The following is a 26,081-nucleotide window of genomic DNA, read 5'->3' as shown; positions in this document are numbered from 1 at the left end:
GCCCCAGGTCCGCGGACGCCGCCATCCGGTCCGGACGCGCCAACGTGTCAGGTCTGGAGGGCACGCCGGAAGGAAGCCGGGGACGTGCCGCTCCACCGCTGGAACGCCTTGCGCAGTGCGCGGTCGTCGGTGAAGCCCAGCCGGGCGGCGATGGCCCCCACTGTGAGGCCGTCGTCCCGCAACATGCGCTGGGCCTGTTCGTAGCGCACCGCGTCGACCTCGTCCTGCCAGTTGGTGCCATGCTCGGCGAGCCGTCGTTGCAGGGTCCGCGGGCTCGTCGCCAGTCGTGCCGCGACGGTGTCGAGCGAAACAGTGTCCTGCGCTACCGCCGTGGACAGCATCTCCCGGAACTGGTCGTGCCACTGCGGGACGGCTCGGGAGGCGGTCAGGAGAAGGTCAGCGTGGCTCCGCAGCAGTGTGGCCAGGTGGGTGTCCGCACGCGGAAGGGGAGCCTGGGCGTCAGCGGCGGGAAAGGTGATCGTGTTGGCGGGTGAGCCGAACTCGATGCGGTCCGTCCCGAACGCGTCGGCCAGGCTGCGATGCCGGCGGGGAGCCTCATGGGCGAAGGTGACACCGGTTGGGGTGATGTGCTGGCCGGTGGCCTGCCGCGCCCGTTCCAGGTAGTAGGCCAGCACGTACTCGTGGATCGCGGCGGCTGCCTCGTTCTCGTCGACCATGCTCTGGTACCGGACCGTGAGGGGTCCGCTGTCGTCGACGACCTCGAACTGCTCGCTGACGTCGGTGACCACCCAGTGGTAGGGGACGCTCTCGCGGAACGCCTCGGAGAGAGTGGAACCGTTGGTGACCAGGTAGTCCCATGTGGACAGGCACCCCAGGCGGGCGGCTTCGGCCACGCGTAGCCCCGCTCCCGCTCCGGGGGCCGCCCAGGCGAGCAACTCCCATAACCGGCCCAGCGTCGCCATTGGCACGCGGTTGAGGTCGTCGTCCAGAGTCCGGTCGTCCAGCCCGGCGAGCCGGGCGACCTCCTCGGATTGCACTCCCAAGGTGAGGGCAACGTCCCGGACGAGACGGGCCAGATGCGTCGAAACGGTGCCATCCACCATAAGCGCAGCTTACTGGCCGCGGGTACCGCCTCCAAGCCGCCGGCGGCCTCCGGTCCCCACAAGCCAGTCCTTTTGCATGTCCCCTCCCCCGCTGTGGCGGTGTCCGAGGATGCCGGACGAGCGAGCCGCCGATCCGCGAACCGGACGGCTGGTCCGCGGTGGCAACCGGGGCCGGAACATGACAAAGACCCCGACCGCGCACCCGGTCGGGGTCTTTGTCATGCCTGTTGCAGGCCAGCGGAGGATGCGGGATTCGAACCCGCGAGGGGTTGCCCCCAACACGCGTTCCAGGCGTGCGCCCTAGGCCACTAGGCGAATCCTCCGCAGCCAACTGTACATGCCGGCCGGAGTGCGTGAGAACGCGAATCCGGTCCCCGCCCCCGCGCGACGCGCCCGTCCGGGCGCGCGCCGCCGTTCCCCTTCCGGTGCCGGTACTTCCCGAAGCCGGGTCGCGTTCGGTGCCGGCGCGCGTGCCGGCGCGTGTGATTTGGGGTCGCGGAATCCTATAGACTCGGGGGCAGACCCCTCGTGCGGCGTCACCTTACGAACCTCCCCAGGGCCGGAAGGCAGCAAGGATAAGTAAGCTCTGGCGGGTGCGCGGGGGGTCCTTTCTCTTCACCGGGATGTGCAGCCGTCCGCCCCGTATCCGTTGGTCCGGCCGAATCCCGCGCGGGTCGTCACAGGTACGCGGTTCAATGTGGGCGTGGGTGCGGCCCGGGTCCCCTCCGGGCACGCGGACGGCCGCCCCGTACCGGTCCGCGAAGGGAGCCGTGAACGCGACGTGAGTATCGCGCTGTACCGCAAGTACCGGCCGGCGACATTCGTCGAGGTGCGCGGCCAGGAGCATGTGACCGAACCGCTGCGCCAGGCGCTGCGCAACGGCAGGATCAACCACGCCTACCTGTTCAGCGGCCCTCGGGGGTGTGGCAAGACCACGAGCGCCCGGATCCTGGCGCGCTCGCTCAACTGCGACCAGGGCCCCACTCCCGATCCGTGCGGCACGTGCGACTCCTGTGTCGCGCTGGGCCCCGATGGCGCCGGCAGCATCGACGTCATCGAGATCGACGCCGCCTCGCACGGCGGTGTGGACGATGCCCGCGACCTCCGCGAACGCGCCTTTTTTGCGCCGGTGAGCTCGCGCTACAAGGTCTACATCATCGACGAGGCGCACATGGTGACCCGCGAAGGGTTCAACGCGCTGCTGAAGCTCGTCGAGGAGCCGCCCCCGCACCTGAAGTTCGTCTTCGCCACGACCGAGCCCGACAAGGTCATCGGCACCATCCGGTCGCGCACCCACCACTACCCGTTCCGCCTCATCCCGCCGCGCACGCTGCGCGAGCTCCTGGAAGAGGTCCTCACCGAGGAGGGGGTGCCGTTCGACGCCGCGGCGCTCCCGCTCGTGGTGCGCGCGGGCGCTGGCTCGGCGCGCGACTCGCTGTCCATCCTGGACCAGTTGCTCGCGGGCTCCGGGGCGGACGGCATCACCCGCGATGGCGCGGTCGGGTTGCTCGGCTTCACCGACTCCTCGTTGCTCACCGAAATGGTCGACGCCCTGGGTGCGCGCGACGGTGCCGCCGTGTTCAGCCTGATCGACCGGGTCATGGAGGGCGGGCACGACCCCCGCCGCTTCACCACCGACCTGCTGGAGCGCATCCGCGACCTCGTCGTGCTCGCCGCCGTTCCCGACGCGCTCGACAAGGGCCTGATCAACGTCGCGCCCGACGCTGTCGAGCGGATGACCGATCAGGCGACCCGCTTGGGGCCGGGCGAGCTCACCCGCGCCGCGGAGATCCTGAACCGGGGCCTGACCGAGATGCGCGGGGCCACGTCGCCGCGGCTGCTGCTGGAGCTGATGTGCGCCCGGGTGCTGCTTCCCGCGGCCGACCCGAACGACGGCGGCGGTCTGCTTGCCCGGCTCGACCACCTGGAGTCCCGGGTGTCCTCGGGTGCGGCCGCTTCGGCGGCCGGCCCGCCGGCCGCACCGGAACAGCCTGCGCGCGCACGCCCGGAACCCGCGGCCAACGCCGCCCGTCCGCGGCCGGATGCCGCGAACGCCCAGGCGGCTCCGACGGCGGACACCGGCCCGCGGGTGGAGCAGGCCCCACCCGCCGAACCGGCGCCCGAGCCGCCCGCCGACGACTGGCCCGACACCGCGGTTCCGGGCGGCGGCGGTTCGGCCGAACGGCCGCGGCCGGCACCCGCGCCGCCGGCTCCGCCAGCACAGCCGGCCAAGGACGGTGGCGGGGGCGCGATCAGTGTCGCCGCGCTGCGCAACCAGTGGCCGCAGATCCTGGAGGCCGTCAAGCAGCGACGCAAGGCCACGTGGACGGTCATCACCGGTTTCAACGTGGAGGTCACCGGGGTTGAGGGGAACACGGTGCAGCTCGGGTTCGAGCGCGCCACCGACGCACGCGGGTTCTCCAACAGCGGTAGCGCCGACGTGGTCGCCGGCGCGATCCACCAGGTGTTCGGCGTCGAGATGCAGGTCGTCGCGGTACCTCTGAACGGTGGGGGGTCCGCGGCGCGGCGCCAGGCGGCCCCGCAGGCACCGGCCCCGGAGCCAGCACGTCCGGAGCCCGCGGCGCGGCCGTCGCCGGCCCCCGCGCCGGAACCCCCGCCCGACCCCGCGTGGGAGGCCGGTGTTCCCGAGCCCCCGCCCCCGGAGGACCTGCCGCCCCCGCCCGAGCCCCCGGATCCCGAGCCGGGACCGGACCCGGACGTCCCCGACCCCGGAAACGACCCGCCCGCCGCCGGCTTCGCGCTGATCGAGACCGAGCTGGGCGGCAAGGTCGTCGAGGAGATCGACCACAGGGGCGACTGACACGCCGTGTCCGGGCTGTCGGAACAGAGGACGGGGGCGGGCGCCCCTGGCGCGGTCGGTGCCGTGAGGTCGCCAGTAGGGTCGCGGCGACGATCGCAGCCCACCCGGGGACTAATTCGGCGCGGCGCCCCCTGTCATGCGGGCCAGGATACGGGGGAGACGACTGGCCCGCTGTTTCGCCTGGGCGATCTCGCCGTCCAACCACGTAGCGATCCGGCCCTCGCGCCAGCTGGGATCCGGCGGCGGCGTGTGGAGTGAGTGGCGCTGTGCCGCGTATGGCCGGCCGGCGGCCATGAGCGTGCCAATCACGACGACGATCCCGACCACCAGCGCCACCCCGCTGGGAAACACCCCTGTCCAGGGAAAGAACGGCAGGCTGACCAGGGTCACGGCGCACCACCCGACGAACGTCCGGACGAAGACGGTTTTCGTCGCTTGTCTCCATCCGGCCATCAGACGGTCGAGGTCGCGCTCGAGCGTGTGGACCCGGAGCTGCTCCGTATCCTGGATGTCGGCGATCCGGGTCGCCGTCGCGCTGTACAGCAGTGTGACTCCCTGGTCCTCGTGCCATTCCGGTGGAGCGTCGCCCCCCGCGGCAGCGGCCAAGGCCGTGTACCACTCCGTATAGGTCCGGGGGCGCTGTTCCCGGGGCAGCCGCGTTTCGCCGGCCGGGTGCAGCAACCCGGGCAGGATCGCCCCGGTCACCGAGGTAGCCAGCGCGGGGACACCAACGGTGTCCGCGAGTTGTGGGGACTCCGCGCGTAGCGCCCGGTCGACCTGTTCGGCCGCGGCGCGCACGCGCTCCACGCGCGCGACGAACTCGGAATGGACCCGCTGATACTCCTTGCACGGCCCACCGGAGGCGCACGCGTGATCCTTCTCGACGCAGTGGTGTCGGGCCAGTGCCCGCAGTGCCCGAGAGCTCAGGCCGTGCAGCTCCGCGGGTGGCTGCCCCGAGTGGTTCGCCAGGGTCTGGCGTAGGGCGGACAACCGCATGTCCCTGCCCCGGTAGGCCGGCGGCAGGTCAGGGCGGACCTGGGCGATGAACTCGGTGAGCACAACCTCGGGGTCCTCCGGTGGACGCCGGAGCAGGGCCCGGTCAACAGTGCGGTCGTCGATATCCTCCAGCAGCCACGTACGCAACAATGTGCGTTCCTGGTCATCGGCGAACACGCGGACTGCGGCTGACCAGTTCCGCTGCATCGCCGTCGCCAGGTCGCTTGGGGAGTGGTACGGGTCGTCAGCGAACACGAACGGCGGCGCGGGCTCTGCGGGATCGGCCGGACCCCGCAAGGGAGCGTTGTCGCTTTCGGGGCCGACATCCGGGAGTGGAGCGGGAGTCGCGGCGCCGCCCGCACCCGGGTAGCCGGACTCGGGGCCCGGGGTGGCGCCGTCGAGTAGCGCCTCCAGCAGCGAGTGCGCGCCGGGCCGCTGTTCGGGGGCCTTGGCCAGACACCGACGGACCAGCGGGAGCAGAGTCTCGGGTGTGCCGTCGAGGTCGGGTTCGCTCAGCAGTACGCGCCGGATCAGCGCGGCCTGGCTCGGGGCAGTGAACGCGTTGCTGCCGGTCGCGGCGAACACGATCACCGCCCCCCAGGCGTACACGTCCACCGCTGGAGTGAGGCGGTTCCCTTCCAGCTGCTCCGGAGCCATGTAGTTCGGGGTGCCGACCATCTGGCTGACGCTGAACTCGGTCCCCTCGAACCCGCGGGCGATCCCGAAGTCGATCACGCGCGGGCCATCCGGAGCGAGCATGATGTTGCCGGGTTTGAGGTCGCGGTGGACGATGCCAGCGCGGTGGATCGCCGTGAGTGCCGTGGCCATGGACACCGCGAGCCGCTGCAGGTCGGCACCTGTGCGGGGGCCGTCGGCGCGAACCGCCTCCAACAGGGTCGGGCCCTCGATGTACTCGGTGGCGATCCACGGTTCGTCGGCCTCCAGGTCGGCGTCCAATACCTGGGCGATACAGAATGGGTTGACCTTGCGGGCAGCGTTGACCTCGCGGACGAAGTCCGCGCGCACCTGGGCGCTTTCGGCCTGGTTGAGATGCAGCAACTTCACAGCCACGTGCCTGCCGGCTGAGTCCCTGCCCAGGTGGACACTTCCGAAACCGCCGCGTCCAAGCTCGCGTACCAGCTCGTAGGGCCCGACGCTGCGCCTTCCTGAGGAGGGAGTGCTGCGCATGGTCGCAACCACCCGTTCGTTTCGGACCGCCAGGGACACCGGGATCTTCCCATACGGTTGGGGCGGTCGAAAGCGCGGTTCCGGCGCAGTTCGCTCGCCGCCATCGACGCTACGTACCGGAACGCGCGGCCTCTGAGGGTGGTGCCGGAGTTTTTTGCCAAGTTTTCTCGCGCGCGGTGTCGATCCGGGCGGGTCCCGTTCGACGTGTAGGTGAGTGCGGGGCCGACCCGGTCGGGATCGCCCGCCGGCCCGTGCTCATCACCGTGAACGAACCCGGACAGGGAGACGGCAATGCGAGTCATGGTTTTCATGAAGGCCACCGAGGAGTCCGAGGCCGGCGTCATGCCCACCGAAGAGGCCATCGCCGAGATGATGCGCTACAACGAGGAGCTGGTGAAGGCCGGTGTGCTCCTCGATGGTGATGGGCTCCAGCCCAGCACGAAGGGCGCGCGGGTGAAGTTCTCCGGTGGGCGGCCGACCGTGGTCGACGGGCCGTTCGCCGAGACCAAGGAGGTAGTCGCCGGGTACTGGCTGCTGCAGGTGAAGTCCTGGGAAGAGGCGGTCGAGTGGGTCAAGCGCTGCCCGGCCGGGGCCGACGAGAACTTTGAGATCGAGATCCGCCCGGTCATCGAGGCCGAGGACTTCGGGGACGCGTTCACCCCCGAGCTGCGGGAGAAAGAGGAGGAGCTGCGGGGGCAGGAAGAGCAGTTGCGCGAGCAGGCGGCCAAACAGCACGGCTAGCCGACCCGCGGACCAGCGTTGGCCTTGCGGAAGCCGGGCCAGCACCACGCTGCTCGAACGTCGCGGTTCTCGGGCGGTGCGCCGGTTTCGCGGATGCTGGTGGAGTGGTTGGACGATCGGGGGCGCGATCATCGGTGCTGGGCGCGGATGGTCGCGCTCCCGGCGGAGGCGGCGAGGACGGTGGGTGGGCCAGCCCGCGGTGATCGCTACTGGTGCCCGATGGTGGCGCATCCAACGGAGGCGGCGAAGGCAGCGGTGGCCGGGGGCGTGTGGCGAATATGTGCGCGTGGATGTGCCCCTGGGGCGCGCCCTCGTGGCAGTGCGGCGCGTGTACCCCCACTATGTCCGGATTACAGGGATCCTGTGCGCCGATCTTGAGGATTTCGTTCCTTCCACCCGCGATAAAGCAACGAAATCCTCAAGATCAGCACCACTAGGGCTCACGATCCGGACATAGCAGGCGCGGGAGGGCTCGCGCGGCACCGAAACCGGCCGTGCGGACAGATTCGGCGCCGAGAACGTCCCCACAGACAGTCTCGATGCGGCCCAGTACCGAGAACGACACCACAGACACCCCCGCTGGCCCCACCACCGGTCTTCGCCGCTCCCGTCGGGTGCGCCACCGCGGGGCACCCGCACCGATCACCGCGGGCTGGCCCACCCGCCGTCCTCGCCGTCCCGTTGGACGTGGCACCACGCGCCCGCCGCACCGATGAGCACCAACCTGGGGGCCCTCTCACCCTGACCACCCCCGCCACCGAAACTCCAGGAGTCCGGAAACGAACTCGAGCCTCAAGATCGGGGCGCGGGCCGCCCACCGATGGCCATGGAAATCCACCGTGCGGAACCCCTTCCCGCGAGGACCCGCGGCCTACTATTGGACCCGTGACAGGTTCCGAGGCGCAACGCGCCGTCGACGCGGTGTGGCGGATCGAGTCGGCCCGGCTCATCGCCGCTCTCACCCGGATAGTGGGCGATGTCGGCCTCGCCGAGGAACTGGCGCAGGACGCCTTGGTCGCCGCGCTGGAGCGGTGGCCGGAGTCCGGAATCCCCGACAACCCGGGCGCGTGGCTCATGGCCACCGCGAAGCACCGCGCGATCGACCGTATCCGCCGCGACGAGCGGCACGCGCGCAAGCTCGCCGAGGTGGCGCACCAGATGCACGCCGCCCGGGCCGACTCGCCCGACGACGAGGCGGCGCCCGGCGACGACATGGGCGACGACCTGTTGCGCCTGGTGTTCCTGGCCTGCCACCCGGTGCTGTCCGCCGAGGCGCGCGTCGCGTTGACGCTCCGCGTGCTGTGCGGCCTGACCACTGGCGAGATCGCTCGTGCCTTCCTGGTAGCGGAGTCGACCATTGCCCAGCGCATTGTGCGTGCCAAGCGGACCCTCACCAGGGAGGGGGCCAGCTTCGAGGTGCCGGAGGGCCCGGAGCTGGCGCGACGCTTGCCGTCGGTGCTCGAGGTCGTCTATCTGGTGTTCAACGAGGGTTACGCGGCGACCGCCGGCGACGACTGGATGCGGCCGTCGCTCTGCGAGGAGGCGCTGCGGCTCGGCCGGATCCTGGCCGAGCTTGTCCCGAAGGAGCCCGAGGTGCACGGGCTCGTCGCACTCATGGAGCTCCAGGCGTCGCGCTCGGGCGCGCGGACCGGGGCGTCCGGGGAGCCCATCCGGTTGCTGGAGCAGGACCGCGCGCGCTGGGACCAGTTGCTCATCCGGCGCGGTCTGGCGTCGCTCGCGCGGGCGGAGGAGCTCGGTGGGGGGCTCGGCCCCTACTGGGTGCAGGCCGCGGTCGCCGCCTGCCACGCGCGGGCCCGCACCGCGGAGGAGACGGATTGGGCGCGCATCGCCGCGTTGTACGGGCTCCTCGCCCAGCTCGCGCCGTCGCCAGTGGTGGAGCTGAACCGCGCAGTGGCGGTGGGTATGGCGTACGGCCCGGCCGCGGGCCTCACGCTGGCCGACTCCCTGGCCGGGGATCCCGCGCTCAAGGACTACCACCTGCTGCCGAGCGTGCGCGGCGACCTGCTCGCCAGGCTTGGCCGCGGCGCCGAGGCGCGCACCGAGTTCGAACGCGCGGCGTCGCTCACCAGGAACCAGCGGGAGCGCATGCTGCTCCTCGAACGCGCGCACACCTGCGGCGGCGAGGACCAGTCCGGGCAGGGGTAGAGCCGGTGGCCGGTCCGCCGCGCCGAGGAAGCCGGATTGATTGCGAACGACCGCCTCTGGTATTTCACTGTGTGTTTATGGCAGTTAATCATTCTGAGATCCGGGATGTGCTGTTCCACTATCTGGAGCACTACCGTTATCCACCAGAGGCGAACCAGTTGATCCGGTTGGTCCGCGCCCTTGACGAAGGGCACGACGTCACCTCGCCCGCGGAGTACCGCATCGGGCATCTCACCATTGGCGCTGTCGTCATCGATCAGGACCGCCGGGTGCTCCTGGTCCGGCACACGAACCCCGACCGGTGGCTGACGCCGAGCGGGCATCTCAGGCCGGATGACACGAGCCTCGTCGGCGCGTCGCTGCGGGAGCTCGAACAGCAGACGGCGATCCCGTCGCGGCACATCGCCTCGTCGCCGGACGAGCAGTCCGCGCCGTTCGACATCGACGCGTGGCGCGTTCCGGCCGATCCGCTGAGCGACGTTCCGGAGCACGTGCGTTTCGACTTCCGGTACGCCCACTGGGTCGACGAGGCCGACGTCCGGCCGTTCATCGCGGACTCCACCCGTTTCTCCTGGCTGCCGGCCGACGAACTGCATCCGTGCGGGCTGCGGAGCAAGCTCAGCGCTGTCGGAGTCGGCTGACCCGGACGCTTCGCACCGGCGGGCCCCGCCTGGCCCGGCGCCCTACGGCTCGGGTCGTGGGCTGGATGACGAAACCCGTGGGCCTGTATACGCTGCGAAGACAATGGGCGGACCGGTGTCGGACTGGACTTGGGGGCGGCCATGCGCCGCCCTGCGGCCGTATGTCGACGGCTACACCGGTTACCGGATGGCCGGGTTCCCGCCCGGCCTGCACCAGGGGCTGCCCGGGCGCTACCTGACCCTGGTCATCAGCTTCGCGGCCCCGATCGACATTGTCCGGATGCCCGATCCGGCGCAGTCCCCGGCGGCCGTGCCCATGGGGGTTGGCGGACTGCACGCGGGCCCCGCGACCATCGCGCACGACGGCGACCAGGCCGGAGTCGACGTGGCGCTGAGCCCGCTCGGCGCGCGCCACGTGTTCGGGATGCCCGCCGGGGCGCTCGCGTCGACCGTTGTGGACCTGACGGAGCTGCTCGGTCCGGGGGTCGCGCACCTGCCCGAACGGTTGGCCGCCATGACCATGTGGGCTGAACGGTTCGCCCTGCTCGACCGGGTGCTGGCGGATGCCCTGGTGGACACGCCGCCCGCCGCGCCCGAGGTCACCCGCGCGTGGAACCGCCTGGTCGCCACCGGTGGCCGGATTCCCATAGACGGCCTGGCCCGGGAGGTGGGCTGGAGCCGCCGGCACCTCGCGCAGCGGTTCCGCTCCGAGCTGGGACTCTCACCGAAGACCGCCGGCCGGGTGCTGCGCTTCGAGAGGTCGGTCCGGCTGCTGCGCGGCACGCCGGGGCCGCGCGACCTCGCCGCGGTCGCCTACGCCTGCGGCTACCACGACCAGCCGCACCTGAACCGCGACTGGCGGGAGCTCGCGGGCCGAAGCCCCACCGAATGGCTCACCGAGGAACTCCCAAACATCCAAGACGATCCGCCGGCGGTGCGCCAGGCTTGAGCCATGAACAGCACACCTTCATCGAACGAGACACCCGAGCCCACCGTCTGGCCGGTGCTGCTGTACGAGGACGCCCCGGCCGCGATCGACTTCCTCGTCCGCGCGTTCGGGTTCGTCGAGGTGGCCCGTTTCCCGGGTGAGGCGGAGGGCGAGATCTCGCGTGCCGAGCTCGCCTGGCCGGCCGGCGGCGGTGTGATGGTGTCCTCGGCACTCGACAGCAACAAGGAGTTCCCGCCTTCCCTCGTCGGTACGGCCGCGCCGTACGTGGTCACCGACGATCCCGACGCCGTGTACGCCGGGGCCACCGCCGCCGGCGCGGAGGTGCTCCGGCCCGTCGAGGACGTCGGCTACGGGTACCTCAGCTGCACGCTGCGCGACCCCGAAGGCACCCGCTGGTCCTTCGGTACCTACCGGGGCCAGCCGCGGCCCGCCTCCTCCTAGAGTCTGCCGAAGCTGGGCGCGGCGGGTGTGTCCCGCTGCCGCCCAGGAAAGCCCAGGCACGCGTGTTTTCAGCTACCGACAAGAGCCGCTGATGTCCGTCCGCCGAGTCGTGCCCGATGTCGGGTCAGAGGCCATGGAGGAGAGCCGGGACTTCTACGGCCTTCTGGGTCTTGAGGAGGTCATGAACCTGGGCTGGGTCATGATGCTCGCCTCCCCCGCCAACCCGACGGCACAGGTCATTTTCATGAGCCGCGACGAGACCGCGCCCGTCCAGCCCGACATGAGCATCGAGGTGGACGATGTGGACGCGGTGTACGCGGCCGTGCTCGACAGCGGCGCGAAGATCGTGCACCCCTTGCAGGACGAGGAGTGGGGCGTACGCCGGTTCTTCGCCGTCGACCCGAACGGCCGGGTGGTCAACGTCCTGAGCCACCGCTGATCCGGCGCGTTCCCTGGCGCCGGCCATGAAGGCACCCGTCATTCGGCAGGGCGCCACGCCCCGCGGCACCTGGCCGGCCCGCGGCCGGGATCCGTTTTCGCGGCGGATTCCGCGCTGACCCACCGGGCCTCACGGCGCGGCGCCGCCGCGCTGTGCGGCGGACGGGCCACCCTGCTCCCGCGCCGGTTCGACGGCCGGGGCGCGGCGGTGCTCGTAGACCACGCTGGTCTCGACGTCGGCGACCTCCGGGCGCTGGGTGAGCCGGTCGATGACGAACGCGTACAGCCCGTTGGTGTCGGGCACCGCGACGTGGATGAGGAAGTCCTGGCGCCCCGAGGTGACGAAGACCGCGATGGTCTCCGGCAGCCGGGACACCCACTCGCGGAACCCCTCGATGTTGCGCCGGGAGGGTGGCCGGATCCGCACCGAGATCATCGCCTGCACCTCGCGGCCCAGCGCGTCGAGGTTGACCTCGGCGCGGTAGCCGCGGATGACCCCTTTCTCCCGGAGTGCGCGCACGCGCTCCAGCGAGGTCGACGGTGCCACACCCACCGCCGTGGCGAGGTCGCGGTTGGTCTGCCGTGCATCCTTCTGCAACTGGCGCAGAATCAGCCGGTCGAGTTCGTCGAGCACCTGTGATCCTCCTGATCTGGCGAACAAAGTTCGGGCTCGCTTTTATTCTCCCGTAGTCGCGGCTAGCTTCATCGGATGATCGGTGCATGACATGTGCCGAATAATGCTTTCTACCGTGGGAGGTACCGCATGCACGAGGAGCTCACCCGGCCGGCTCCGTTCGCGCTGGCGGACGAGGACATCCGGATCGACCAGCCCACCCGCAAGAACCGGGTCCGGTGGGTGATGGTGATCGACCACGACCTCGCCCCCGGCATCGCCGCCAACGCCGCGAGCTGCATGGCGGCGGCCGTGGGAAAGGAGGTTCCGGACATCGTCGGGCCGAGTGGCCAGGACGCGTCCGGCACGAGCCACCCCGGGCTCCCGTGGACCGGTTGCACCGTCCTGGGCGCGGACGCCGCGACCATACAGAACGTCCGCTCGGCCTCGCTGAGCCGCAACGGTGTACTCCTGGTCGACATGCCCAGGGTGGCCGCCCAGGTCCGCGTGTACGCGGGCTACCTCGATGTGCTGGCCGAGAGCGAACCGGACGACATCGAGTACCTGGGGGTCAGCCTCGTGGGGCCGCGCAACGCGATCGGCAAGCTGGTGGGCCGCCTCCCACTGCTGCGCTGAACGGCCGTTTCCCGGACCGCGGCGCAGGGCCGCTGGTGGGCGCCGCCGCCGACCGCGGCAGTGCCGCCGGTCCGCAACGCGCGGAGGGCCGGGGCTCCACCTGGAGCCCCGGCCCTCCGCGCGTTGCGGACCGCCGGTCAGGAGCCGGTGAACTCCCGGGCGACGACCTCCGCGATCTGGGCGGTGTTCAGGGCGGCCCCCTTGCGCAGGTTGTCGCCGCACAGGAACAGGTCGAGCGATGTCGGGTCATCGACCGAGCGGCGGATACGCCCCACCCACGTGGGATCGGTCCCCACGACGTCCGCGGGTGTGGGGAACTCGGCGTTGGCCGGGTCGTCCTGGACGACCACCCCGGGGGCGCCGGCCAGCGCCTCGCGGGCCGCCCCGGCGTCGACCTCCGTACCGAACGTGGCGTGCACCGCGAGCGCGTGCGTGGTGATCACGGGGACGCGCACGCAGGTCGCCGCCACGCGCAGGTCCGGGAGCCCAAGGATCTTGCGGGACTCGTTGCGGACCTTCATCTCCTCCGACGAGTGGCCGTCCTCCTTCAGCGAGCCGGCCCACGGCACGACGTTCATCGCGAGCGGTGCGGGGAACGGGCCGAGCTCGCCGACCGCGGAGCGGACGTCGCCGGCGCGGCTGCCCAGCGTGCGGTCGGAGGAGACCTTGGAGATCTGGTCGTGCAGGACGTCGATGCCCTCCTGGCCGGAGCCCGAGGCCGCCTGGTAGGAGGCCACGAACAGCTCGGTCAGCCCGTAGGAGCGGTGCAGCGCGCCCATGGCGACGATCATCGAGAGCGTGGTGCAGTTCGGGTTACTGACGATGCCGCGCGGGCGGTTGCGCGCCTGCTCGGCGTTGACCTCGGGCACCACGAGCGGGACGTCGGGGTCCATGCGGAACGCGCCGGAGTTGTCGACGGCCACGGCGCCGTGCTCGACGGCCACCGGTGCCCACTCCTTGGAGACCTCGTCGGGCACGTCGAACATCGCGACGTCGACCCCGTCGAAGACCTCCGGGGCCAGCGGCAGGACCTCGACCTCCTCGCCGCGGACGGTGAGGCGCTTGCCGGCGGAGCGCGGCGACGCCACGAGCCGGATCTCGCCCCACACGTTCTCCCGGGAGGAGAGGATGTCGAGCATGACGGTGCCAACGGCGCCGGTGGCACCGACAACGGCCAGGGTGGGAAGGCGGGTGCTCATCGGCCGGTACCTCCGTAGACGACGGCCTCGACCTGGTCGGCGTCGAGTTGGAACTCCGAGTGCGCTGCCGCGACAGCGGAGTCGATCTGGTCCTGTTCCACGATCACCGAGATGCGGATCTCCGAGGTGGAGATCATCTCGATGTTGGTCCCGGAGCCGGCGACCGCGTCGAAGAACCGGGCGGTGACACCCGGGTAGGAGCGCATACCCGCGCCCACCAGCGAGACCTTGCCGACCTGGTCGTCGTAGCGCAGCGACTCGAACCCGACCTTCTCCTGGACCTTCTTCAGCGCGGCCAGCGCCTGCTGGCCGTTGTCGCTGGGCACCGTGAACGAGATGTCGGTGCGCGCCGTGGAGGCCGCCGAGACGTTCTGCACGATCATGTCGATGTTGATCTCGGCGTCGGACAGCGCCGAGAAGAGCGTGGCGGCCTGGCCGACCTGGTCGGGAACGCCCACGACCGTGATCTTCGCCTCGCTCCTGTCGTGTGCGACACCGGAGATGATCGGTTGTTCCATGTCTTGGGTTTCCTCAACTTGTGCGATGACCCACGTTCCGGGCTTCTGGCTGAACGACGAGCGGACGTGCAGCGGGATGTTGTACCGCCGCGCGTACTCCACGCAACGCAGGTGCAGGATCTTGGTGCCGCACGCGGCGAGTTCCAGCATCTCCTCGTAGGTGATGGTGGGGATCCGGCGGGCGCCCGGCACGATTCGCGGGTCGGCGGTGAAGACACCGTCGACGTCGCTGTAGATCTCGCAGGCGTCGGCGTTGAGCGCCGCTGCCAGCGCCACGGCCGTGGTGTCTGAGCCGCCGCGACCCAGCGTGGTGATGTCCTTGTTGTCCTGGGAGACGCCCTGGAACCCGGCGACGATGCAGATCGCCCCCTCGTCGAGGGCCTCCTGGATACGGCCGGGCGTGACATCGATGATCTTGGCGTTGCCATGCAGCGATGTCGTGATGACGCCGGCCTGCGATCCGGTGAACGAGCGGGCCTCGTAACCGAGGTTCCCGATGGCCATGGCGACCAGGGCCATCGAGATGCGCTCACCGGCGGTCACCAGCATGTCCATCTCGCGGCCCGGGGGCAGCGGCGAGACCTGCTCGGCGAGATCGAAGAGTTCGTCGGTCGTGTCGCCCATGGCCGAGACCACGACGACCACGTCATATCCCGCTTTTTTCTGAGCGACGATCCGCTGGGCTACCCGCTTGATGGCTTCCGCGTCAGCCACGGAAGACCCACCGTACTTCTGCACGATTAGGGCCACGGTCGATGCTCCTGAGGAGTTGGGATCACGGTAATCAACAACGAAGTGTAGCTTTCGGGTTTGGTGGCGGGCCGTTCCATCTGCGGGAATGGCGCGAACGCGGTCAGCCGTGCCGGCTCGGGGCGAGAGGATGTCCAGGCTGCCCGGAGCCCGTGCGTCCCGCCGCTTGTGCCGGTCCGCGGGCCAACGTGGGCGTGCCGCCCGCTAGTGCTCCAGACTGCGGCGGCCCTCGAACGCCCGCCCGAGTGTGACCTCGTCGGCGTACTCCAGGTCGCCGCCGACGGGAAGCCCGCTCGCCAGCCGGGTGACTTTCAACCCCATGGGTTTGACCAGCCGCGCGAGATAGGTCGCGGTGGCCTCGCCTTCCAGGTTGGGGTCGGTGGCCAGGATCAGCTCGGTGACCTGGCCGTCGGAGAGCCGTGTCATGAGCTCTTTGATACGCAGGTCATCGGGGCCGACGCCCTCGATAGGGCTGATCGCGCCGCCGAGCACGTGGTAGCGGCCGCGGTACTCGCGCGTCCGCTCGATGGCCACGACGTCCTTTGATTCCTCGACGACGCAGATGACGGCGCCGTCGCGGCGGGCGTCGCGGCAGATGCGGCACTCGTCTTCCTCGGAGACGTTGCCGCAGATGGCGCAGAACCGCACGCGCTCCTTGACCTCAGTGAGGGCGTGCGTCAGGCGCTTGACGTCGGCGGTCTCGGCGGCCAGCAGGTGGAAGGCGATGCGTTGCGCGCTTTTCGGACCGACGCCGGGCAGCCGCCCGAGCTCGTCGATCAGATTCTGGACCGCGCCTTCGTACATCGCCTACCTACTCGCCCGCTCGCGTATCACGCTCCACGGTAGTGGAACCGGTGATGCGGTTGTGACTCCCCACCCGCCGCACGACGCTCAAGCGACCGGACCCGGGCGACAATGCCCGCAGCCCTAGGAGCCGGAAAGCCCTGGCATGCCGCCGGCTCCCGGCATACCTCCGGCTCCGGGCATGCCGCCGGCTCCGGGCATGCCACCAAGACCTTCGGCAAGGGGGCCCATTTTCTCCTGCTGGAGCTCCTCGACCGACGACTCGGCGTCCCGGATGGCCGCGAGAACCAGGTCAGAGAGGGTCTGCGCGGTCTCCGCGGTGTCCTCGACATCGATCGTGCTGGGATCGATCGTGATGTCCTCGACCTGTCCGCGCCCGTTCACGCTGACCTTCACCAGGCCACCGCCCGAGGTTCCCTCGACCTGCGCCTCGTCGAGCTGCTGTTGGGCTTCCAGGAGCTGCTGCTGCATCTGCTGCGCCTGCTGCAGCAGCGCCTGCATGTCCATTCCTCCGTCGCCAGGATTCACTATGCTCTCCTTGCACACGTTGTCCGTGCTTGCGAGCGTAGTCGCTCACGAGCCGGATGTGGCGTAGCTGGAGGGGTCGGCTGGTCAGGACACGGGTACATGGTCTGTTCCTGCCGAGTGGAAGGGTGGATACCTTTTCGACTGCAGGCACCCGGCAGGGGGAGCGATAAGCGAGCAACACGTGGAGAACTCCGATACTCCGCTAATCCCCCGGCCCGAGCCGAATCCCGCCGCCCTGCGGTCCGCCATCGCCAAGATCACGCCGTCGTGACTGAAGGAGTTCGACCGCCAGCTCGTCGAGGCGAGCACGGAAGCCCACACTACGCAGGGCTTGGCCCCGCTGTGGCTGATGTGCCGTTCTTGGGCGCGGTACGTCGAGACCCAACGCCACCCGGCCACCGCCCGGCGGCTCGCCCATCTGGAGGGCATGGTCGATGCCGGTGCCCCCGACACCCGAGCGGCTATCAGTGAGATCGCGCGGATCCAGGCGTGGGCTGATGCGGAGCTCGACGATTGAGTGAGTGGTTCTGGGGTTCCGAACCATCTGACCTTTGTGACGGTCTGCCTGTCGGAGTCCTCGCTGGGGTTCTTCGAGTCGCGGACAGCGGAGTCGGAAGTCAAGTCCGCGACCTCGACGCAGTTGTTCGAGCTCGGAGCGCTGTAGCTGGACTTACGCCAGGTGGCATCGTGTAGGCCGGTGCGGTGGGGGCCAGCCGAGTCGCGCTGCGACTCTCGCCGGGCAGTCCGGAGAACGGGATGGTCGAGTCCGACCCCGCGCCCCTGTACCGCGCCGTGATCTTCCCGCCTCCGGTGCCGTCCGTCAGGGGCGGCACCGTGCCACGGCGCGTTCCGGCGCCTGCGTTTCCGGAGAGTTGAAAGTTTTATTCACGCAGTGAAACTGTATAGTCACTTTCTGAAAATCCCCTTCTCACTCGTCAGCCATACCCAGCTAAGACCGCGCTCGGACAATCGGTGGGGCACTCCCCCTAGTGGACGGAGCGACGATGACCCGACGCGAAGCCCGCCACAGTCTCAGCCGGCGCACGTTCCTCGCATTCACCGGCATCAGCACAGCGGCGTTCGTCGCCGGGACCGGTGTCCCCCCGCACGCCGCCCCCACCAGCAGCCGGGTACCGGCCGATCCGTTCGGTCTCGGCGTTGCCTCGGGCGATCCCACCCCGAACAGCGTTGTCCTGTGGACCCGCCTGGCCCCTGAGCCGCTGGCCGAGGACGGCCACGGCGGGATGCCGTCGGACGACTACACCGTGGAGTACGAGGTAGCGACGGACGAGCGGTTTCGCGACGTCGTCACGACTGGCCGGGCGATCGCCTCGGCCGAGCTCGCCCACTCCGTACACCCCCACGTCACCGGGCTGAAGCCGGGCCGGGAGTACTACTACCGCTTCCGCGCGGCCGGCGAGATCAGCCCCACCGGCCGGACCAGGACAGCGCCGGCCGAGAACGCCGAGCCCGACTCCCTAGCCCTGGCCGTGGCCTCCTGCCAGGCGTGGTACCACGGCCACTACACCGCGTACCGCGACATGGCCGAGCAGGACCTCGACCTGCTGCTGTTCCTCGGGGACTACATCTACGAGTACGGCATCACCGAGGCGAACCTGCTGCGCGGCGGTGCCGGGGACCTGGGCACCGCGCACGCCGCCGCCGTGCTCACGCTTGAGCAGTACCGGCTGCGCTACTCGCTGACCAAGAGCGACACGCACCTGCAGGCGGCGCACGCGCACGCGCCGTGGGTCATGATTCCCGACGACCACGAGGTGGAGAACAACTACGCCGGCGAGGCCTCCGAGTCGGGCATCCCCGCGGAGGACTTCCTGCGGCGCCGCGCGGTGGCCTACCGCGCCCTGTACGAGAACCTTCCGCTGGGCCCCGAAGCGCTGCCCGCGGGCCCGGACATGCGGCTCTACCGGCGGCTCCGCTTCGGCAGACTGGCGGAGTTCAACGTCCTCGACACCCGCCAGTACCGCCACGGCACCCCGGCCGACGGCGGAACGCCCGGCGGCGACCATACCGGCCCCGACCGCTCCCTCCTGGGGCAGAGCCAGGAGGAATGGCTGTACTCGGGGCTGCGCGCCAGCGAGGCCACCTGGAACGTGCTCGCCCAGCAGGTGGTGATGGCGAGCATCGACCGGGACCCGGGCTCGGGCGTGGAGTACAGCATGGACATGTGGGACGGTTTCACCGCCAACCGGAAACGCCTGTTCGACACCCTGACCATGCACGACGTGTCCAACCCGCTGGTGCTCAGTGGGGACATCCACCGGCACGCCGCCGCCGAGCTCAAGTCCGACTTCACGGACCCCGCCTCCGCCACGATCGGCACCGAGCTCGTGGCCACATCGGTCGCCTCGGACGGCAACGGTTCCGACCGCGACTACCTCGCCGACATCTGGCTCAGCAACCCGCACGTCAAGCTGTACAACGCCCGGCGCGGCTACGTCCGGGTCACGATGACCCCCTCCGAGGTGACATCGGAGTTCACGATGCTCGACCAGATCGAGGCGGACGACTCCGGCACCGCGAGCGTCGGGGCCCGGTTCGTCACCGAGGCGGGCCGCCCCGGTCTCAACCAGGTGAGCGGGGGGCAGCAATGAGCAAGCCGCAGCCCGTTACGGGGCTCAACGCCGAGGGACGAGTCGGCGCGATCGATCTGAGCTGGGAGCTTCCCGGGTGGGAGCCGCTGGTGGACCACTTCGCGATCCACGCCTCGGAGTCCGCCGAGATACCCACGACCTCCGACACCCTGGTCGGCAGAACGGTCTACGGCCGGTTCAGCCACGACACCCTGGGCGTGGCGGCCACGACCCGGTACTACCGGGTCGTGGTGGTCGACGCGGCGGGCGAGCGCAGCGAGCCCTCCGCGGTCGTGCGAGCGAAGTCGCGGGCCTCGATGGCGGCGTCCGGCCGCACGCTCGCCCAGGTGGGCGAGTTCGACTCGAAGAGCCTGGAGCTGGCGCTGGCGCCGTTCGACGCTTCCAACCGGTTCCGGGCGGCCTTCCCCGATGGCGTCGACTTCGTCTACGGCACGAGCGACCCCGCGACCGACTGGTGCTACCTGCACCCGGGCCCCAGGGACGGGTGGGGCGGCAGAAGGGCGTACACGTTCCGCCTGCGGTTCAACCTCGGCACCGTGCCCGAGGGGGAAGTCGGCCTGGTGATCTGGCTGATCGACACGCACATGACCCTGCCCGGAACAGCGGAGGTCTCGGTCAACTCCGGTCTCGCCGCCGTCATCGACCTCCCCGGCGGCTCCACCCGCGGTTCCCTGGAAGGCGACGCCACCGTCCTGGGCACAGCGCTGCGCCCGCACTTCGAGGAGCTGGCGGTCTCCGCCAACCACTTCACGGAGGGGGAGAACACCATCGACATCACCAAGACGGAGGGTTCGTGGCACGCCTACGACGCGGTGGGCGTGTTCGGCATCGGCTAACCCCTCGGTCGTGCGGACAGCGTGCCCTTCCCGCGCGCGACGGGACGGAATCCGCACGACCGAGGGAGTCCGAGCCGGGTCAGCCGCGCTCCAGGAAGGGCGCGAGCAGACCGGGAACGGCTTCCTCGGCGAAGGCCAGGCCCTCGCTGCTGTCGGTGTCGGCGGCGTGGAACACGCCCTTGTCGGCGGCGATGGTCGCGCCGATCGTGGCCAACCCGGCGCGCCGCTGGAAGAACGAGCGCCGGACCGTCCAGCCGATGACCGCCTCGCGCTTGAGTACGGCGGTCGAGCGGGCAGCCATGCCCCGGCGCATGGCGAGGTGGCGCTCGGTCAGGCCGTGCCCCAGGCCCCGGTAGCACCCCCAGGCGTACAGGCCCGCGATCGGCGCGCTGACCACGAGGACCGCGGCCGCCACCCACAACGGGATGGTGGGGACCGGCGTCCGCGCGACCGGCTCGGCGCTGCTGACCAGCGTGAGGGCGGTGGCCAGGACGGTGAGCCCGGCGACGGCGGCGGCCGCCCGGAGGAGCCTCCGGCGCAGTGCGGCCCCGGGGTGCGCGGTGAGGGGGCCGAGGACGGCCCCGGGCAGCGACGCGGCGGCGATGCGCTCGGCCCGCGCGCGGGGCACCTCCGGGGACAGGGAGCGTTTGGGGACCAGCGACTTCTGGCCGCCCCCTTCCTCACTGTCGAGACCGGAGGCGACCGCCGCGACGCTCGCCGCGCCGAACCAGCGCAGCGGCAGGTATTCGCGGAGCTCCACGCCGCGCAGCCGCCGCTCCTCGATCGACACCGACGACAGGTTCAGCAGGCCGCGCCTGACCCGCAGGGTTCCGTTGGGTTCGCGGGTGAGCCGGTAGTTCCACCACGCCTCGACGTGCAGGGCGAGCGCCCCGAGCGACGCGAGCGCGACCGCACCGGCGAGGGCGAGGAGGGTCCAGGTGACCACGAAGCCCGCGCTCGGGGCGGCGCCGGCGTCGAGGTAGGTATCCGCGATCCACCGGATCCCGAACTCGCTCAGTGCCCCCGCGACGGCCGCGATGCCCGAGTAGGCGAGCGCGGCGGGGCCCGGCGCCGCCACCCCGTAGCCGAACCAGACCGGTGCCATCGTGGCGAGCACCCGAGTAGCGGTCTCGTCAGCGGTCTCGTCGCCGGGTGCGGCGTCGGGGCCGGCCGTGGTCTGGTGCAGCAGATCGCGGCGGAGCCGGTCGCCCTCGGCGGTCTCCACGTAGGTGAGCGTGATCTCGTCGCCAGAGCCGACTTTCTGCCCGGTTCCCACGGTGACCTTGCACAGCCCGAAGGGGCGCGTCCACAGCGGGGTGGCCAGGTCCACGCTGCGAATCCGGTCGCGCGAGAGCGAGAGGTGCGCGCGCGCCAGCACTCCGGACCGCACTTCCAGGCGCTCGCCGGTCACCTGGTAGCGGGTGTGCCGGTAGCGCAGTACCTCGCTGCCCACCAGCACCCCGGCCAGCAGCATCGAGGCGAGCACGGCGAGCAGCCCCCATGGCACGAACATCCCGACCAGGGTCAGAACGACGGCGGCAACCACCGCCGCAAGCCCGGTCAGTGCCGCGATCACGGCTCCGTCCGCCCACACCGTTAGTGGGCTGAGCCGGCGCCAGCGGGTCTCCACGGTGTCCTCCAGGACCTCGGTGCCGGTCATGTCGCGTCCCCCTGTACTGCCTGGGTGGCCTCGGTCAGGCGCTCGGCGATCTCAGCGGCGCGCTCGGCGTCCAGGCCGTCGATGCGCAGCGCGCCGGCGGCGGAGGCGGTGGTGACGGTGATGGTGGCCAGCCCGAACAGGCGCTGCAGCGGACCCCGCTGGGTGTCCACGGTCTGGATGCGGGACATCGGGGCCACCCGCCATTCCTGCCAGAGCCACCCGGCCAGGGTGTAGACGGCGTCGTCGGTGGTCTCCCAGCGGTGCACCCGGTAGCGCCACTGCGGCATGGTCACGATGAAGGCGAGAGCGGGAACGGCCGCGACCGCGGTGAGTATCCAAAGCCCGATGACCAGGAGCGGAGGGGCCTCCACGAACTGCAGCACCGCGGCGGCGATGGCGGGCTCCACCACGATCGCGCCCGAGATGAGACCGGCGCGCAGGGTCCAGTACGCGATGGCGCGGCGCTCCACACGGTGGCGCGGTGGTCGCAGCCGAAGCTCCCCGCTCGCTCGCGCAGTGTCTGCCGGTGGTGGTGTCATAGCGCCTCCCCAAAGTCGTACTGATAAATAGATATCACAATGCTATGCTCATGTCATCAAGTAATGTGGCTGCCAGGAGGAGGGACCCATGAAGACGACGAACCCCACGGGAACGGGTATTGAGATGCCCGAGCCCAAGTACCGCGAGCGCACCGCATTCGGGATGCCGGGCTTCGGCTTCGCCCTTGCCGAGTTGGCGGTGTTCGCGGTCGGCGCCGCGCTGGTGGTCATCGGCGCCGTGGCGGGCACCATCGCCCTGGTCGTGCTCGGCGCGCTCGCCGCGCTGCTCGCCGCAATCGCGTTCCACGGGCTGACCATCGTCGCGCCCAACGAGGCCCGCGTGGTGCAGTTCCTCGGGCGCTACATCGGCACCGTCCGCCAGGACGGGCTGCGCTGGGTGCTCCCGCTGACCACCCGTACCGCGGTGTCCACCCGGATCCGCAACCACGAGACCTCGGTGATGAAGGTCAACGACGCCGACGGCAACCCGATCGACATCGCCGCCGTTGTGGTGTGGCAGGTGCAGGACACCGCGCGGGCCGTCTTCGAGGTCGACGACTTCGTGCAGTTCGTGGCCACCCAGACCGAGGCCGGGGTGCGGCACATCGCCAACCGCTACCCCTACGACTCCTACAGTTCGGGGAATCGGTCGCTGCGGGACAACGCCGAGGAGATCACCGAGCAACTTTCCGTGGAGCTCACCGAGCGCGTCGCCTCCGCCGGAGTGCGCATCGTGGAGGCACGCTTCAGCCACCTGGCCTACGCCCAGGAGATCGCGCAGGCGATGCTGCAGCGCCAGCAGGCAGGAGCGGTCGTCGCCGCCCGCCGGCAGATCGTCGACGGTGCTGTCGGCATGGTCGACCTGGCGCTGAAGCGGCTCTCCGAGGAGGAGGTCGTGGAGCTCGACGAGGAGCGCAAGGCCGCCATGGTCAGCAACCTCCTGGTGGTCCTGTGCTCGGATCGTCCCGCCAACCCGGTCGTCAACACCGGGACGCTCTACCAGTAAGGAAAGGGCGCCTTGGCTGAGCGGAAAAAGATCCTGCTGCGGCTGGATCCGGCCGTCCACGACGCGCTTGCCCGATGGGCCGGCGAGGAGCTGCGCAGTACTAACGCCCAGATCGAGTTCCTGCTCCGCCGGGCCCTGGACGAGTCGGGCCGCATGCCCCGCGGCGCGGGCGCTATTCCGCGGCGGGGCCGCCCCTCCAGCCGCCGCTCGACCACCTCCGAGGAAGACCCGGCCGAGGACGAGCCCGAGTGAGCCGGGGCGCCGGGGCACGGCGTACGTGGTGTAACGCGCAAAGTACCGCCAAGCGGAGTGGGCTCGGGTTACCCTCTCTGTCATGAGCATCCACCCCGCCGAGCATCCCGACAGTGATGAGCCACTGATCCCGATGCCGCCGTTGACGGAGCAGGCGTTGCGGACCGCTGTCACCCGGCTGGACGTGGCCTCGGCTGCCCGCTTCGAGACCGAGTTCCACGCCGCTTGGCAGGAGGCGGTGCAATCGGACTCCACTGTCCCCTTGCATACCTTCCTGCACCGCTGGGGAGAGTTCGTCGCGCTCCGGCGATTCCCGCGCCGCGCGGCGCGACTCGCCGAACTGGAACGCACCTTCGCCGAGGCGACCGACCGCGAAACGGCGCGCGCGGCGGCGAGTGAGATCGCGACCCTGCTGGACGAAGCGGGCCGCGAGGTCGCCGCGTGACGGAGTGGACATGGGAGTACGTTCCCGATGCCGAGCAGGTGGTCGGAAATATGGCTCCCGAGATCAAGCACGACGTCGAGCGATTGGCACAGGGGCTCGCCGACGCAGCCGCTGTGAGACATCTCGGCGACGCGCCCGTTGCGGAGTCCGGGGTGTCGAGGCTGTTCAACCACGCGGAAGGGCGGCTGATCCTCTGGTACATGGAACACCGGCACCTTCGCCTGGTGTTTGTTGTCCGGGTTCAGTACTGGCCGGTCACAGACGAGTGGTGAACCCGGGAGCACCGCGGCCCCGTCCGAGAACAACAGACGGGCACCGCGGCCACTCCCTCCCCCGCGCCTATGTGGCGTCCACTCGGGACATGGCGACGCCGTCGGCCGCCAGCAGGCGGTCCACCAGGCCGGGATCGTAGTCGGCGAGACCGGCGTCGTTCAGGATCGCCATGTCCGTGGGGTGCGGCAGGATCTCGTGCGGATACGTCTGGCTGACCTGCGACACCTCGGTGGGGTCGGCGACGAAGTCCGCCGGGATGTCGCACGGGATGAGGGACCGGTAGACGTGCAGCCGGAACCAGAACGGAACGTCGTCGTCGCGCCCCCGCACGTCGTAGATGCCGGTCGGCGCGAGCGCCCCGGCGCGGACCCCGGCCTCCTCGGCGGCCTCTCTTCGCGCGGCGTGCTCCGCGCTCTCGCCCGGGTTGATCTCGCCGCCCGGCAGCAGCCAGTGCCCGGCGAAGACGCCGCGATTCTGCAGGACGAAGGTCAGGGTCCACTCGTACGGCCCCGGGATGATGGCCACTGCGGCGTTGGTCATCCGGGTTCCGGGCGGTGCGTTCGAAGAGGTCGTCATTGGGGGGTCTTTCCAGATCGGCACTCTGTGGGCGCCGGCCTCCCGGCGGCTCGCTCCGGGACTGGACCGAAGACCCGGATAGGTGCCGCCGGCCGGTCGTTCCGGTGGGCGCCCACGCGCGGGCGGTCAACGACCGCACGGCGTACCAGCCTGGCGCATCGAGCACGGGCGCCGCTACCGGAGCCGGGAGTGGGGCGGGGATCGTGATCGGCCTGTGGGGTCAGGGTGGCCGTTCTGGTGCCCGGGGTGGGGGCGGCGCCGTTCTGGTGGGAAAGTGCGGGTCACCGTGCGCGCCGGTGGGCCACAATTGTTGCTCTCCGGCCCGCCCCTGATGCGAGGAGGACATTATGAGCCATGAGACCAGCGTGCCTGGCGCGCGGGCGGTGCCGGTCGGCCCGCCGGTGCCCTTCGACCCCGATGTGGCAGCGGTCCTGGCGGCCTTGCGCGACTCCGTGCCCCGAACCACCCTGGACGCCCTCCCGGCGTTGCGCGAGCAGGGCTCCGAGATGGCGCAGCTGGTCACCGCGGACCAGTTGCGTCGTGCGGGCGCTTTCGAGGTCCAGGAGCGCACGGTGCCGGGGCCGGCCGGAGCGCCCGACGTCCCGCTGCTGGTCTGCGTGCCCACCGGTACGACCGGACCCCTGCCCGTGCTCTTCTACATCCACGGCGGGGGCATGGTCGCGGGCGACAACCGTGTCGGGCTGCCCGAGCTGCAGGAGCTGACCGGCTACGAGGCCGCGATCGTGTCCGTGGACTACCGGCTGGCGCCCGAGCACCCCCATCCCGCGCCGGTGGAGGACTGCTACGCCGGGCTGGTGTGGACCGCTGAGAACACCGCCGACCTGGGCATCGACCCGGACCGGATTCTTGTCGCGGGCAGTAGCGCCGGCGGTGGCCTGGCAGCGGCCACCGCACTGCTGGCCCGTGACCGGGGCGGCCCCGCGCTGGTCGGGCAGATGCTGATGTGCCCCATGCTGGACGACCGCAACGACACCCCGTCGTCGGTGCAGATGGCCGGGCTCGGCATCTGGGACCGCGGCGAGAACGAGGTCGGCTGGACGGCGTTGCTCGGTGCGGCGTGCGGTGGCCCGGATGTGTCGCCCTATGCCGCCCCCGCCCGGGCCACCGACCTGTCGAACCTGCCCCCGGCCTACATCGATGTCGGCTCGGCCGAGACCTTCCGGGACGAGGACGTCGCCTACGCCACCCGCATCTGGCAGGCCGGTGGCATCGCCGAACTGCACGTCTGGCCCGGCGGTTGCCACTCTTTCGAAGCCGTCGCCCCGCACGCGGCGATCTCCGTCGCCTCCCAGCGGGCACGCACGGCCTGGCTGCGCCGGACCCTGTCCTACTGAGCCCCTCGAGACAGGTCGCGCGGTTTCACGTGGA

The 26,081-nt window shown here is 70.6% G+C and carries 27 protein-coding genes, 1 tRNA gene, 1 other RNA gene and 1 pseudogene; 18 read left to right on the top strand and 12 right to left on the bottom strand.

Annotated elements, in window-relative coordinates; all coding sequences use genetic code 11:
- Positions 1-47: 47 nt before the first annotated feature.
- Positions 48-1,064: an AraC family transcriptional regulator gene (locus F4561_RS30270; protein ID WP_184585112.1), complete on the bottom strand. Its 1,017-nt coding sequence runs from the start codon at positions 1,062-1,064 to the stop codon at positions 48-50.
- 238 nt (positions 1,065-1,302) lie between these two features.
- Positions 1,303-1,387 (bottom strand) — tRNA-Ser (locus F4561_RS30265).
- Between the two features lie 194 nt (positions 1,388-1,581).
- On the opposite strand from F4561_RS30265, the gene ffs reads away from it, so the two are divergent.
- Together ffs and F4561_RS30255 are read left to right on the top strand one after the other, a co-directional pair.
- Positions 1,582-1,677: signal recognition particle sRNA small type (gene ffs, locus F4561_RS30260), an RNA gene on the top strand.
- Positions 1,678-1,845: 168 nt separating this feature from the next.
- Complete coding sequence (locus tag F4561_RS30255; protein ID WP_184585111.1) at positions 1,846-3,885, top strand: DNA polymerase III subunit gamma and tau; 2,040 nt, start codon at positions 1,846-1,848, stop codon at positions 3,883-3,885.
- A gap of 111 nt (positions 3,886-3,996) precedes the next feature.
- On the opposite strand, the gene F4561_RS30250 is transcribed toward F4561_RS30255, so the two are convergent.
- Positions 3,997-6,069: a serine/threonine-protein kinase gene (locus F4561_RS30250; RefSeq protein WP_184585110.1), complete on the bottom strand. Its 2,073-nt coding sequence runs from the start codon at positions 6,067-6,069 to the stop codon at positions 3,997-3,999.
- 291 nt (positions 6,070-6,360) lie between these two features.
- Between F4561_RS30250 and F4561_RS30245 the strand changes: the two genes are divergently transcribed.
- The 6 genes from F4561_RS30245 to F4561_RS30220 all read left to right on the top strand — a co-directional run bounded on the left by F4561_RS30245 (position 6,361) and on the right by F4561_RS30220 (position 11,446).
- Complete coding sequence (locus F4561_RS30245) at positions 6,361-6,810, top strand: YciI family protein (RefSeq protein WP_184585109.1); 450 nt, start codon at positions 6,361-6,363, stop codon at positions 6,808-6,810.
- A gap of 885 nt (positions 6,811-7,695) precedes the next feature.
- Positions 7,696-8,976 carry an RNA polymerase sigma factor gene (locus F4561_RS30240; RefSeq protein WP_184585108.1) on the top strand — a complete coding sequence of 427 codons (1,281 nt, stop codon included), beginning with the start codon at positions 7,696-7,698 and terminating at the stop codon, positions 8,974-8,976.
- A gap of 77 nt (positions 8,977-9,053) precedes the next feature.
- Positions 9,054-9,617 carry an NUDIX domain-containing protein gene (locus F4561_RS30235; RefSeq protein ID WP_184585107.1) on the top strand — a complete coding sequence of 188 codons (564 nt, stop codon included), beginning with the start codon at positions 9,054-9,056 and terminating at the stop codon, positions 9,615-9,617.
- A 115-nt stretch (positions 9,618-9,732) separates the two neighbouring features.
- Positions 9,733-10,566 carry an AraC family transcriptional regulator gene (locus tag F4561_RS30230; protein WP_312885722.1) on the top strand — a complete coding sequence of 278 codons (834 nt, stop codon included), beginning with the start codon at positions 9,733-9,735 and terminating at the stop codon, positions 10,564-10,566.
- 3 nt (positions 10,567-10,569) lie between these two features.
- On the top strand, positions 10,570-11,007 hold the full coding sequence (locus F4561_RS30225; protein WP_184585105.1) for a VOC family protein: 438 nt from the start codon (positions 10,570-10,572) through the stop codon (positions 11,005-11,007).
- Positions 11,008-11,098: 91 nt separating this feature from the next.
- A complete protein-coding gene (locus tag F4561_RS30220; protein ID WP_184585104.1) occupies positions 11,099-11,446 on the top strand; it encodes a VOC family protein in 348 nt (115 codons plus the stop codon).
- Positions 11,447-11,575: 129 nt separating this feature from the next.
- On the opposite strand, the gene F4561_RS30215 is transcribed toward F4561_RS30220, so the two are convergent.
- Positions 11,576-12,079, bottom strand: a complete 504-nt coding sequence (locus F4561_RS30215; RefSeq protein ID WP_184585103.1) for an Lrp/AsnC family transcriptional regulator — start codon at positions 12,077-12,079, stop codon at positions 11,576-11,578.
- 129 nt (positions 12,080-12,208) lie between these two features.
- On the opposite strand from F4561_RS30215, the gene F4561_RS30210 reads away from it, so the two are divergent.
- Positions 12,209-12,694 carry a DUF2000 domain-containing protein gene (locus F4561_RS30210; RefSeq protein ID WP_184585102.1) on the top strand — a complete coding sequence of 162 codons (486 nt, stop codon included), beginning with the start codon at positions 12,209-12,211 and terminating at the stop codon, positions 12,692-12,694.
- A gap of 137 nt (positions 12,695-12,831) precedes the next feature.
- Here F4561_RS30210 and F4561_RS30205 read toward each other — a convergent pair whose 3' ends face one another.
- From F4561_RS30205 to F4561_RS30190, 4 genes are all read right to left on the bottom strand, one after another.
- A complete protein-coding gene (locus F4561_RS30205; protein WP_184585101.1) occupies positions 12,832-13,893 on the bottom strand; it encodes an aspartate-semialdehyde dehydrogenase in 1,062 nt (353 codons plus the stop codon).
- Entirely contained in the window at positions 13,890-15,161 is a 1,272-nt protein-coding gene (locus tag F4561_RS30200; protein WP_184585100.1) for an aspartate kinase, read from the bottom strand. The genes F4561_RS30205 and F4561_RS30200 overlap by 4 nt, the downstream gene beginning before the upstream one ends.
- Before the next feature lie 204 nt (positions 15,162-15,365).
- The gene (recR, locus tag F4561_RS30195; RefSeq protein WP_184585099.1) at positions 15,366-15,965 is read right to left on the bottom strand and encodes a recombination mediator RecR; all 600 of its coding nucleotides are present in this window, start codon (positions 15,963-15,965) and stop codon (positions 15,366-15,368) included.
- Between the two features lie 123 nt (positions 15,966-16,088).
- Complete coding sequence (locus tag F4561_RS30190; protein ID WP_184585370.1) at positions 16,089-16,472, bottom strand: YbaB/EbfC family nucleoid-associated protein; 384 nt, start codon at positions 16,470-16,472, stop codon at positions 16,089-16,091.
- Between the two features lie 352 nt (positions 16,473-16,824).
- Here F4561_RS30190 and F4561_RS33000 point away from each other — a divergent pair, with 352 nt between their 5' ends.
- Positions 16,825-17,010, top strand: a complete 186-nt coding sequence (locus tag F4561_RS33000) for a hypothetical protein (protein WP_184585098.1) — start codon at positions 16,825-16,827, stop codon at positions 17,008-17,010.
- Positions 17,011-17,157: a hypothetical protein gene (locus F4561_RS34120; RefSeq protein WP_376773825.1), complete on the top strand. Its 147-nt coding sequence runs from the start codon at positions 17,011-17,013 to the stop codon at positions 17,155-17,157.
- Here the strand turns inward: F4561_RS34120 and F4561_RS34115 are convergent.
- Positions 17,121-17,378: pseudogene (locus tag F4561_RS34115) on the bottom strand (DUF397 domain-containing protein); the annotation flags it as partial. The gene F4561_RS34120 and the pseudogene F4561_RS34115 sit on opposite strands and share 37 nt — an antisense overlap.
- Positions 17,379-17,497: 119 nt before the next feature.
- Here F4561_RS34115 and F4561_RS30175 point away from each other — a divergent pair.
- Together F4561_RS30175 and F4561_RS30170 are read left to right on the top strand one after the other, a co-directional pair.
- Positions 17,498-19,105, top strand: a complete 1,608-nt coding sequence (locus F4561_RS30175) for an alkaline phosphatase D family protein (RefSeq protein WP_184585097.1) — start codon at positions 17,498-17,500, stop codon at positions 19,103-19,105.
- Positions 19,102-19,941 (top strand): polysaccharide lyase family protein, encoded by an 840-nt coding sequence (locus F4561_RS30170; RefSeq protein WP_184585096.1) that lies wholly within the window; start codon positions 19,102-19,104, stop codon positions 19,939-19,941. Before F4561_RS30175 ends, F4561_RS30170 begins: the two co-directional genes overlap by 4 nt.
- Before the next feature lie 79 nt (positions 19,942-20,020).
- On the opposite strand, the gene F4561_RS30165 is transcribed toward F4561_RS30170, so the two are convergent.
- Both F4561_RS30165 and F4561_RS30160 read right to left on the bottom strand, forming a co-directional pair.
- On the bottom strand, positions 20,021-21,601 hold the full coding sequence (locus tag F4561_RS30165) for a PH domain-containing protein (RefSeq protein WP_184585095.1): 1,581 nt from the start codon (positions 21,599-21,601) through the stop codon (positions 20,021-20,023).
- Positions 21,598-22,140, bottom strand: coding sequence for a PH domain-containing protein (locus tag F4561_RS30160; protein ID WP_184585094.1), 543 nt, complete (start codon positions 22,138-22,140; stop codon positions 21,598-21,600). The genes F4561_RS30165 and F4561_RS30160 overlap by 4 nt, the downstream gene beginning before the upstream one ends.
- Positions 22,141-22,228: 88 nt before the next feature.
- Here F4561_RS30160 and F4561_RS30155 point away from each other — a divergent pair, with 88 nt between their 5' ends.
- The 4 genes from F4561_RS30155 (at position 22,229) to F4561_RS30140 (ending at position 24,115) form a co-directional block, all read left to right on the top strand.
- Complete coding sequence (locus F4561_RS30155) at positions 22,229-23,146, top strand: SPFH domain-containing protein (protein WP_184585093.1); 918 nt, start codon at positions 22,229-22,231, stop codon at positions 23,144-23,146.
- A gap of 12 nt (positions 23,147-23,158) precedes the next feature.
- Entirely contained in the window at positions 23,159-23,398 is a 240-nt protein-coding gene (locus F4561_RS30150; RefSeq protein WP_184585092.1) for a type II toxin-antitoxin system antitoxin, read from the top strand.
- Positions 23,399-23,480: 82 nt separating this feature from the next.
- The gene (locus tag F4561_RS30145; RefSeq protein WP_184585091.1) at positions 23,481-23,843 is read left to right on the top strand and encodes a hypothetical protein; all 363 of its coding nucleotides are present in this window, start codon (positions 23,481-23,483) and stop codon (positions 23,841-23,843) included.
- Positions 23,840-24,115, top strand: a complete 276-nt coding sequence (locus F4561_RS30140) for a hypothetical protein (RefSeq protein WP_184585090.1) — start codon at positions 23,840-23,842, stop codon at positions 24,113-24,115. The genes F4561_RS30145 and F4561_RS30140 overlap by 4 nt, the downstream gene beginning before the upstream one ends.
- Before the next feature lie 67 nt (positions 24,116-24,182).
- Here the strand turns inward: F4561_RS30140 and F4561_RS30135 are convergent, their stop codons facing one another.
- Positions 24,183-24,692, bottom strand: coding sequence for an NUDIX domain-containing protein (locus F4561_RS30135; protein WP_184585089.1), 510 nt, complete (start codon positions 24,690-24,692; stop codon positions 24,183-24,185).
- A 347-nt stretch (positions 24,693-25,039) separates the two neighbouring features.
- On the opposite strand from F4561_RS30135, the gene F4561_RS30130 reads away from it, so the two are divergent.
- Entirely contained in the window at positions 25,040-26,047 is a 1,008-nt protein-coding gene (locus F4561_RS30130) for an alpha/beta hydrolase (RefSeq protein ID WP_184585088.1), read from the top strand.
- Positions 26,048-26,081 lie beyond the last annotated feature (34 nt).

This window comes from Lipingzhangella halophila (assembly GCF_014203805.1).
Classification (GTDB): Bacteria; Actinomycetota; Actinomycetes; order Streptosporangiales; family Streptosporangiaceae; genus Lipingzhangella; species Lipingzhangella halophila.
The sequence above is the reverse complement of the archived record's forward strand: the minus strand, read 5'-3'. Positions and strand labels throughout refer to the sequence as shown.